This window comes from Streptomyces sp. NPDC023723 (assembly GCF_040639815.1).
Taxonomy (GTDB): Bacteria; Actinomycetota; Actinomycetes; order Streptomycetales; family Streptomycetaceae; genus Streptomyces.
Map to the genome: position 1 here is coordinate 22,574 of NZ_JBFAAP010000077.1, position 7,476 is coordinate 30,049.

8 protein-coding genes and 1 pseudogene are annotated in these 7,476 nt (G+C 75.4%); 5 read left to right on the top strand and 4 right to left on the bottom strand.

Going from position 1 to position 7,476, the window contains the following annotated elements:
• Nucleotides 1–32: 32 nt before the first annotated feature.
• Nucleotides 33–2,162 carry a xanthine dehydrogenase family protein molybdopterin-binding subunit gene (locus AB0G32_RS37635; protein ID WP_361174515.1) on the top strand — a complete coding sequence of 710 codons (2,130 nt, stop codon included), beginning with the start codon at nt 33–35 and terminating at the stop codon, nt 2,160–2,162.
• A 381-nt stretch (nt 2,163–2,543) separates the two neighbouring features.
• Here the strand turns inward: AB0G32_RS37635 and AB0G32_RS37640 are convergent, their stop codons facing one another.
• Nucleotides 2,544–3,941, bottom strand: coding sequence for a hypothetical protein (locus AB0G32_RS37640; RefSeq protein WP_361174518.1), 1,398 nt, complete (start codon nt 3,939–3,941; stop codon nt 2,544–2,546).
• 250 nt (nt 3,942–4,191) lie between these two features.
• On the opposite strand from AB0G32_RS37640, the gene AB0G32_RS37645 reads away from it, so the two are divergent.
• The 3 genes from AB0G32_RS37645 to tgmB all read left to right on the top strand — a co-directional run bounded on the left by AB0G32_RS37645 (nt 4,192) and on the right by tgmB (nt 5,808).
• The gene (locus tag AB0G32_RS37645) at nt 4,192–4,485 is read left to right on the top strand and encodes a YkvA family protein (protein WP_361174521.1); all 294 of its coding nucleotides are present in this window, start codon (nt 4,192–4,194) and stop codon (nt 4,483–4,485) included.
• Nucleotides 4,486–4,604: 119 nt separating this feature from the next.
• A complete protein-coding gene (gene tgmA / locus AB0G32_RS37650) occupies nt 4,605–4,796 on the top strand; it encodes a putative ATP-grasp-modified RiPP (RefSeq protein WP_361174524.1) in 192 nt (63 codons plus the stop codon).
• A gap of 16 nt (nt 4,797–4,812) precedes the next feature.
• On the top strand, nt 4,813–5,808 hold the full coding sequence (gene tgmB, locus AB0G32_RS37655; protein ID WP_361174527.1) for an ATP-grasp ribosomal peptide maturase: 996 nt from the start codon (nt 4,813–4,815) through the stop codon (nt 5,806–5,808).
• Nucleotides 5,809–5,824: 16 nt separating this feature from the next.
• Here tgmB and AB0G32_RS37660 read toward each other — a convergent pair whose 3' ends face one another.
• From AB0G32_RS37660 to AB0G32_RS37670, 3 genes are all read right to left on the bottom strand, one after another.
• Nucleotides 5,825–6,028 (bottom strand): hypothetical protein, encoded by a 204-nt coding sequence (locus AB0G32_RS37660; RefSeq protein WP_361174530.1) that lies wholly within the window; start codon nt 6,026–6,028, stop codon nt 5,825–5,827.
• A 107-nt stretch (nt 6,029–6,135) separates the two neighbouring features.
• Complete coding sequence (locus AB0G32_RS37665; protein WP_361174533.1) at nt 6,136–6,597, bottom strand: hypothetical protein; 462 nt, start codon at nt 6,595–6,597, stop codon at nt 6,136–6,138.
• A gap of 160 nt (nt 6,598–6,757) precedes the next feature.
• Nucleotides 6,758–7,021 (bottom strand): DUF5133 domain-containing protein, encoded by a 264-nt coding sequence (locus tag AB0G32_RS37670; RefSeq protein WP_361174536.1) that lies wholly within the window; start codon nt 7,019–7,021, stop codon nt 6,758–6,760.
• Nucleotides 7,022–7,249: 228 nt separating this feature from the next.
• Here AB0G32_RS37670 and AB0G32_RS37675 point away from each other — a divergent pair.
• A pseudogene (locus AB0G32_RS37675) lies at nt 7,250–7,476 on the top strand (hypothetical protein); the annotation flags it as partial.

Consider the following 7,476-nt stretch of genomic DNA (forward strand, 5'->3'; position numbering starts at 1 on the left):
TCGGCGTCCACGACTTTCCTGAGGAGTACTCCATGACCGTCACCGAGACCGTCCTGGGTGCCGGGGCCGAACGCCGGGAAGGGCGGGACAAGGTCACCGGCGCCGCACGGTACGCCGCCGAGTCCGACGAGTCCGGGCGGGCCCATGCCCGGCCGGTGCCGGCCGCCGTCGCGCGCGGCCGGGTGACCGGCGTCGACGCCGCGCCCGCGCTGGCCCTGCCGGGCGTACTGGCGGTGCTCACCCACGAGAACGCGCCGCGGCTCGCGGCCCCGGACGACCCGGTACTGGCCGTGCTGCAAGGGCCGGGGGTGCCGCACCGGGGCTGGCCGGTGGCGCTGGTGGTGGCCGAGTCGCTGGAGGCGGCCCGGCAGGGCGCCGCCGCCGTCCGGGTCGCCTACGCCGCCGAGCCGCACGACGTCACGCTCACCGCGTCGCACCCCGACAGCTACGTCCCCGGGGAAGCCAACGGCGGCCACCCGGCCGTGCGGGAGCGCGGCGAGCCGGCGGCCGCGTTCGCCGCCGCCGAGGTGCGGATCGACGCCGCGTACCGGGTGCCGCCACTGCACAACCATCCGATGGAACCGCACGCGAGCACCGCGCGGTGGGACGGCGACCGGCTGACCGTGCGCACCTCCAGCCAGGGCACCACCGTCGTACGCACCACCCTCGCCCAGCTGTTCGAGGTGCCGGAGGAGGGGATATCCGTCGCCGCCGAGCACGTCGGCGGCGGCTTCGGGTCCAAGGGCACGCCCCGTCCGGACGTGGTGCTCGCCGCGATGGCGGCGCGGCACACCGGCCGGACGGTCACCGTGGCGCTGCCGCGCCGGCTGCTGCCCGCCCTGGTCGGGCACCGGGCGCCGACCCTGCACCGGCTGCGGCTCGGCGCCGGCCGGGACGGCCGCCTCACCTCCGTCGACCACGAGGTGGCCACCCACACCTCGCGCGTCAAGGAGTTCGTGGAGCAGGCCGCCGTGCCCGCCCGCGTGATGTACGCGGCGCCGCACAGCCGCACCGCGCACCGCGTGGTCCGGCTGGACGTGCCCACGCCCTCCTGGATGCGCGCGCCGGGCGAGGCGCCCGGCATGTACGCCCTGGAGTCGGCGATGGACGAACTCGCCGTCGAACTGGGCGTGGACCCGGTGGAGTTGCGGATCCGCAACGAACCGGAGGCGGAGCCCGACAGCGGCAAGCCGTTCAGCAGCCGGCACCTGGTGGAGTGCCTGCGGGAGGGTGCCCGGCGGTTCGGCTGGGCGGCTCGCGACCCGCGCCCCCGGTCCGGTACGGAGGGTCCCCTGCTGGTGGGCACGGGGGTGGCCGCGGCCACGTACCCCGTGCTGGTGTCCCCGTCCACCGCGTCGGCCCGGGCGCTGCCCGACGGCGGGTTCCTGGTCCAGGTCAACGCCACCGACATCGGCACGGGCGCGCGGACGGTGCTCGCGCAGGTCGCGGCCGACACCCTCGGGGTGCCGCTGGACCGGGTCCGGATCGAGGTGGGCAGCACCGACCTGCCGGCCGCGTCGCTGGCCGGCGGCTCCTCCGGCACCGCCTCCTGGGGCTGGGCGGTGCACGACGCGTGCGCCCGGCTGGCGGACCGGCTGGCCGCGCTGCCGGGACCGGTGCCCGCCGAGGGGATCGGCGCGCACGCCGACACCACCGGGCGGGCCGACGCCGAGAGCGGGTACTCCCGGCACGCCTTCGGCGCGCACTTCGCCGAGGTCACGGCCGACCCGGTGACCGGGGAGGTACGGGTCCGGCGGCTGCTCGGCGTCTACGCCGCCGGACGCATCCTCAACGCCCGTACGGCGCGGTCGCAGTTCATCGGCGGCATGACGATGGGGCTGGGCATGGCACTGACCGAGGACAGCCACCTGGACCCGGCGTTCGGCGACTTCACCGAGTCCGACCTGGCCTCGTACCACGTGCCCGCGCACGCCGACGTGCCCGGCATCGAGGCGTACTGGGTGGACGAGGACGACGCGCGGCTCAACCCGATGGGCAGCAAGGGCATCGGCGAGATCGGCATCGTCGGCACCGCGGCGGCCATCGGCAACGCGGTCCACCACGCCACCGGCATCCGCTTCCGCGAACTCCCCCTGACCCCCGACCGCATCCTCACCGGCCTCCTCGCCCACGAGGCCCCGGCGGGCACGTTCGGCGGCTGACGCCCTCGCCCTTGTCCGCCGGTACCGGGCGCGTCCGGGATGTGCCCCGGCCCCCGTTCCGTCCGGGGCCCACCCCGGACGCCCCCGGGTCGCACCTCGGCGGCCCGGGGGGGGGCGTGTCGCCGCTGACGCGACGGAAAGGCGGTCACCCGGGAGGTCACGCGCGTCCGCCGGATACCCTGAACCGACCCGGGCCCCCCTAACACCCTCAGGCCGCGCCCAGCGCCTCTCGCTGACGCGACGGAAAGGCGGTCACCCGGCAGACCGCGCGTCCGCCGGATGTCCTGGACGGACCCGGCGCACACCCCCCGGACGCGGACGCCCCCGGGTCGCACCTCGGCGGCCCGGGGGCGTGTCGTCGCTGCCGCGGTGAGGAGGTGGTCAGTCCGTCGCGCCGCGGGTGCCGGCGGGCGGGCGGGGGGCCCAGCGGCTGCCGGGGACCAGGGCCGCGACCCGTACGCACAGGGCGGTCAGTGCCGTCAGCGACGCGGTCACGGCCACCGCGACGGCCACCCAGGCGGGGGCCAGGGTGAGGTCCATCAGCCGGTCCAGCCGGGACTCCGCGGCGGTCATGGCGTAGAGCCGCGCGGCGGCCAGTGCCGCCGGTCCCACCACCGCCGCGGCGAGCACCGCGACGAACGGCCGCACGGACATCACCAGGGCCAGCAGCAGGCAGAGCGCGGACAGCGCGAGGGCGGCGCCGTAGACGCGGGCGGAGGCGCCGTCGGCGTGCAGCGGGAAGAACGCCACCCCGCAGCCGGCGAGTACCACCACGGCCAGCCAGGTCGTCAGCGAGGCGACCCTGGGCACCGGCTGCCGCGCCGGGCGCCCGGCGCCGCGCTGCTCCGCGTTCTCCGCCGCGCCCGCCGGCACGCTCGGCCGGGCAGCGGCGGCGGCACGGATCCGGCGCGGACCCCGTACGTGCTCGCGGCCCTTGCGGCCGGCACCGGTGAGCGCCGCACCCAGGCCGCCGCCCGGCCGGGGGGTCTCCTCGGCGGGCCGGGAGCCGGCCGGTTCCCCGTCGCCGTCGCCGGGCGCCCGCGCGGACCGCTCACCGGGCTCTCCCAGGCGGTCCGGGCGCTCCTCGGCGAGCCGGCCGATCAGGTGGACGAGTTCCTCGACGGGCCGGCCGGTGGCCGCGGCCCGGACCGCCTCCTTGCCGCAGTGCGGCTCCAGCGGGGTCCGGTGCAGCAGCGCCATCAGCCGGGTCACCTCCTCCACCGGACGGCTCTCGGCCGCGGCCCGGATCGCCTCGTCCGCGCTGTCGGCGTGCCGCGGCGGCCGGGTCAGCAGGCCGACCAGCCGGGTGACGTCCTCCACCGACCGGTTCACGCCGACCGCGCGCAGCGCGTCGAGGGTGGCCTGGGCGTACTGCGGCGACTGCTCCAGCATCGTGATGAGCGAGACGACCTCCTCCAGCGGCCGGTCGGCCACCGCCGCCCGCACCAGGTCGCCGACCGGGTCGCCGTACGCCGCCGGGTCCGGGTCCGGGCCCGGCCGCCGGGCGGGCTCCTCGGAGTCGCGGAACTCTTGTGCGTCGTGGGGTTCCCCGGGCTCCTCGAACGCCGGTTCCTCGTCGGCGTAGGGCTCCTCGGGGGGACCGTCGAGGTACCGGTCGTCATCGGCGTACGGGCCGGTCGGCGGCCGCGGATCGGGCGCGGTGTCCCGCGGGCGCACCGGGTGGCTGCCGGTGGTGCTGGTGGTCTCCGCGGACGGCAGGTCCACGGAGGTGGCTATGGCGTACTCGTTCGGGCGGGGTGTTGAAGAGCCGGTGGTCATGGTCTTCTCCGTCTGAAGGAATGCGGCCGCTTCCTGCGTCCCCGACTGCGACGCGCGACTTGTGTGGTGACCATTACTAGGCGCCCCCGACCCGGTCTGCCACTCGGGTGAGCCGCGCGGATGAGCCGGGCGGCCGGCGGCGGCGCGAACCACCCGTCCGGCTGCCATATCCGCGCCGTACGGGGGAATCCGGTGGAAGACGCGTGCGCCGCGGCGCACCGCAAGGAAGGGGGGCGGGGTGGATTCGACCATGGATACGACCACAGTCGTGCTCGTCGTGGCGGCGGTGCTCGCGGCGGTCGTCCTGGCCCTGGCCGTCTCGGTCCTGGTGCGGCTGGTGCGCGCCCGGCGGGAGCTGCGCCGGGCCGGACTGCCGACCGGACCGCGCTGGATCTTCTGGGGCGCCGTCCTCTATCTCGTGCTGCCCGCCGACCTGGTGCCCGATCCGGTGTACCTGGACGACGTGGGTGTGCTGCTCCTGGCTCTGCGTTCGCTGCGCGGTTCGCTGCCGAAGACGGAACCGCACCGCGATTACGGAGAGTAAGGAAACCATTCACTCGTTCGATTCGTATAAGTCTCTGGAAGCCGAGGGAAGTCGGCGGACCAGGCGACGGCACAGCCGGCCCATCGCTTGATCGGCACAGCACCGACCAGGGAGAGACGATGCAACCGTTCGCGCTCGACTACGCACGCCCTGTAGGGGAGTTGGAGGCCGCCACTCCGTACGTCTACGACTCCGGACGGCAGTTGAACGTGCTCCTCGACGGGCGCGTGGCCGCCGGCGACCACGCCCTGCTGCGGGAGCTGGGCACCACGACCTCCACCGCGGGCTCGAAGACCCACTTCGACGACTGAACACGGACCGTCTTCGATGACCGTGCTGATCCTTACCTGTGAAGAGGACGTCACGGCGGACATGGTGGTCGTGCACCTCAACGAGGCGGGTGTGCCGGTGGTGCGCCTGGATCCGGCCGACCTGACCGGTTCCGTCGCGCTGTCCGGGGAGTTCGCGCACGGCTCCTTCCGGGGACATCTGTCCTCGGGGGGCCGGCTGGTGAGCATCGGCGGGCTGCGGTCCGTCTGGGTGCGCCGGCCGGGCACCCCGGCCGGCCGCGCGGCCGCGTCGTCGCCGTGGCTGGCCGAGGAGTCGGCGCAGGCCCTGTACGGCATGCTGCGGGGCAGCGGGGCGCGGTGGATGAACCATCCGGACGCGGCCCGCCGGGCCCGGTACAAACCCTGGCAGCTGCGGCTCGCCCAGCGGTGCGGGCTGCCGGTGCCGGACACGCTGATCACGACGTTCCCGCGGGCGGCCCGGGAGTTCGCGGCGCGCCACCCGGACCTGGTGGTCAAGCCCGTCTCGGGGGCGCATCCGCAGGATCCGCCGCGGGCGGTGCCGACCAGCCGGGTCTCCCCCGAGACGGACTTCGCCGCCGTCGCCCTCGGCCCCACGCTGCTGCAACGCCGGGTGGCCAAGCGCGCCGACATCCGGCTGACCGTCGTCGGCGACCGGCTGCTGGCCGCGCGCAAGGCGACCGCCGCCGACGCCGACGAGGTCGACGTCCGGTTCGACGGGTCCGCCGAGCCGTGGCGCCCGGCCGAGGTGGCCCCGAGCGTCGCGGCGGCCGTCCTCGGCTACGTCCAGGAGGCGCAGCTGGCCTACGGGGCCTTCGACTTCGCGGAGGACGGCGACGGCCTCTGGTGGTTCCTGGAGTGCAACCAGTCGGGGCAGTTCGGCTTCGTGGAGGTGGACACCGGCCAGCCGATCGCCCGGACCATCGCCGAGTGGCTGGCCCGGCCCGGCGCCGCGGAGCCGGACCGGGCCGACGGCGCGGAGCGGGCGGGCGGCGCCGGCACGGCGGTGCGCTGACCGGCCGGTGCCCCGGTCAGTCGAGGCGGGGACCGGGCAGCAGGGCGGTGCGCTGCCAGCCGTTGCCCGGGGCCGGCGGACGCTCGCGGCCGGGCGAGAGCATCGGACGCAGGACGGCTTCCAGTTCCCTGCTCACCCGCTCCGCCTCCCGCCGCACCACCGTGGGAACATCACCGCATTCGGCGACGAGTCGGTCGTAGATGGGCGAATCCTGGAACATCCGTCAACGTGCCTTTCCTGTCGTCCGCCCCTGGGGTCAGGCGCGACTGAGCAGTCTAGGCGTCCGGACCTTCGGCCGCGCGCATTCCCCGGGTACGCGGCTCCCGCTCAGGCTCCGGTCGTGGAGCCCGGGCGGACGATCACCAGGACCGTCACGGCGGCCCACGTCAGATTGAACAGACCGGTGCCCATGGCCAGCCGGACCGTGCCGGAGCGTTCGACGGGCTGTCCGCCGGCCAGCCGTTCCAGGAGGTCCTCCTGGCCGGGCAGGACGAGCAGCAGGAGCAGGCCGGCCGCCACGGCGGTCAGCACGACGGAGACGATGAGCCAGGCGTCGCCGAGCACGCCCATCACCTGGGCGGTGACGAGGCCGAGCAGCGGCACGGCGATCCCGAGCCCCGCGTACACCCGGCAGACCCGGTGCAGCAGCCGGACGGCGCCCAGGCCGTCCGCCCCGCCGCCGGCGGGCACGGCACGGACCGCCGGCGGGAACATGCTGGCGGCCACCGTGACGGGGCCGACGGCCACGATGGCGGCCAGGACGTGCAGGGACAGCAGCAGCTTTGTCATCGGTCGGGCTCCGGTGCGGGGGTGATCGGCGTGGTTCCGAGCCCACGCTAGAAAGCCGCCGGATGATCAAACAGGAGCCGGACTGACAGCTTCCGACGGATTCTCGCCAACCGCGCAGATGGCCCGCCGGGGCGGCCGGCCCGGCCGGCCGCGCCCGGCGTCACACCGCCAGCGACAGGCCGCTCTCCTCCTCCGGGCCGGCCGCCGGCCCGCCGTCCGGCGCACCCGCCCGGGCCAGCAGCAGGGCGTCCGCCTTCGCCACCGCCTCGTGGATGCCGGTCGTTCCCATCATCACGCACAACGTGTAGCTGACGTCCGCCAGTTCGCGCGCCGCCGTCGGCCTCTCCCGCTCCGCCTGCGCGATCCGCAGAGCCGCGTATCGCGTCAGCAACTCCCTGACGACCTTCGGGTCGGGTACGAGCACGTAACGCCCCTCTCTCGATTTTCACTGCGCCTGCCCGGACCCGGCCGAATCATTCGCAACGTGCACGCCACTGCTCTCAATTGACCGGTTTTCTATGCTTTCCGGCCACCGACCTCTACGAACAGACGACGACATGGCCGAAACTGGGCCAGAACGCCCCCGCTTCCCCGAGCCGCCGCTCCCCGTTGAGCAGCCCGTACGGCATCTCCGACGAACGGTGTTCCCCCGATGACCCGATCCAGCCGCCTGCTCTGCGCCCTCTACCTCGCCACCAGTACGGGACTCGCCTGGACCGCGGCCCTGGAACTGCGGTACGGCCCGCTGTGGGCCGCCGCCGCGTTCGCGGGCGCCAGCGCGGTGCCGGTGGTCGCCGTGGTCCGGGAGCTGGACCTGGCCGAGCAGCGGCGCGCGGCGGTGCGTCCGCCCCGCGCGCCGGCGGTGACCGGTGCCGCCGG

Bases quoted from the DNA above. Each gene is read 5' to 3' on its own strand.
- AB0G32_RS37640 (WP_361174518.1), bottom strand. From the start codon at position 3,941: ATGACCACCGGCTCTTCAACACCCCGCCCGAACGAGTACGCCATAGCC.
- AB0G32_RS37665 (WP_361174533.1), bottom strand. From the start codon at position 6,597: ATGACAAAGCTGCTGCTGTCCCTGCACGTCCTGGCCGCCATCGTGGCC.
- AB0G32_RS37635 (WP_361174515.1), top strand. From the start codon at position 33: ATGACCGTCACCGAGACCGTCCTGGGTGCCGGGGCCGAACGCCGGGAA.
- AB0G32_RS37660 (WP_361174530.1), bottom strand. From the start codon at position 6,028: ATGTTCCAGGATTCGCCCATCTACGACCGACTCGTCGCCGAATGCGGT.
- tgmB (WP_361174527.1), top strand. From the start codon at position 4,813: ATGACCGTGCTGATCCTTACCTGTGAAGAGGACGTCACGGCGGACATG.
- AB0G32_RS37645 (WP_361174521.1), top strand. From the start codon at position 4,192: ATGGATACGACCACAGTCGTGCTCGTCGTGGCGGCGGTGCTCGCGGCG.
- tgmA (WP_361174524.1), top strand. From the start codon at position 4,605: ATGCAACCGTTCGCGCTCGACTACGCACGCCCTGTAGGGGAGTTGGAG.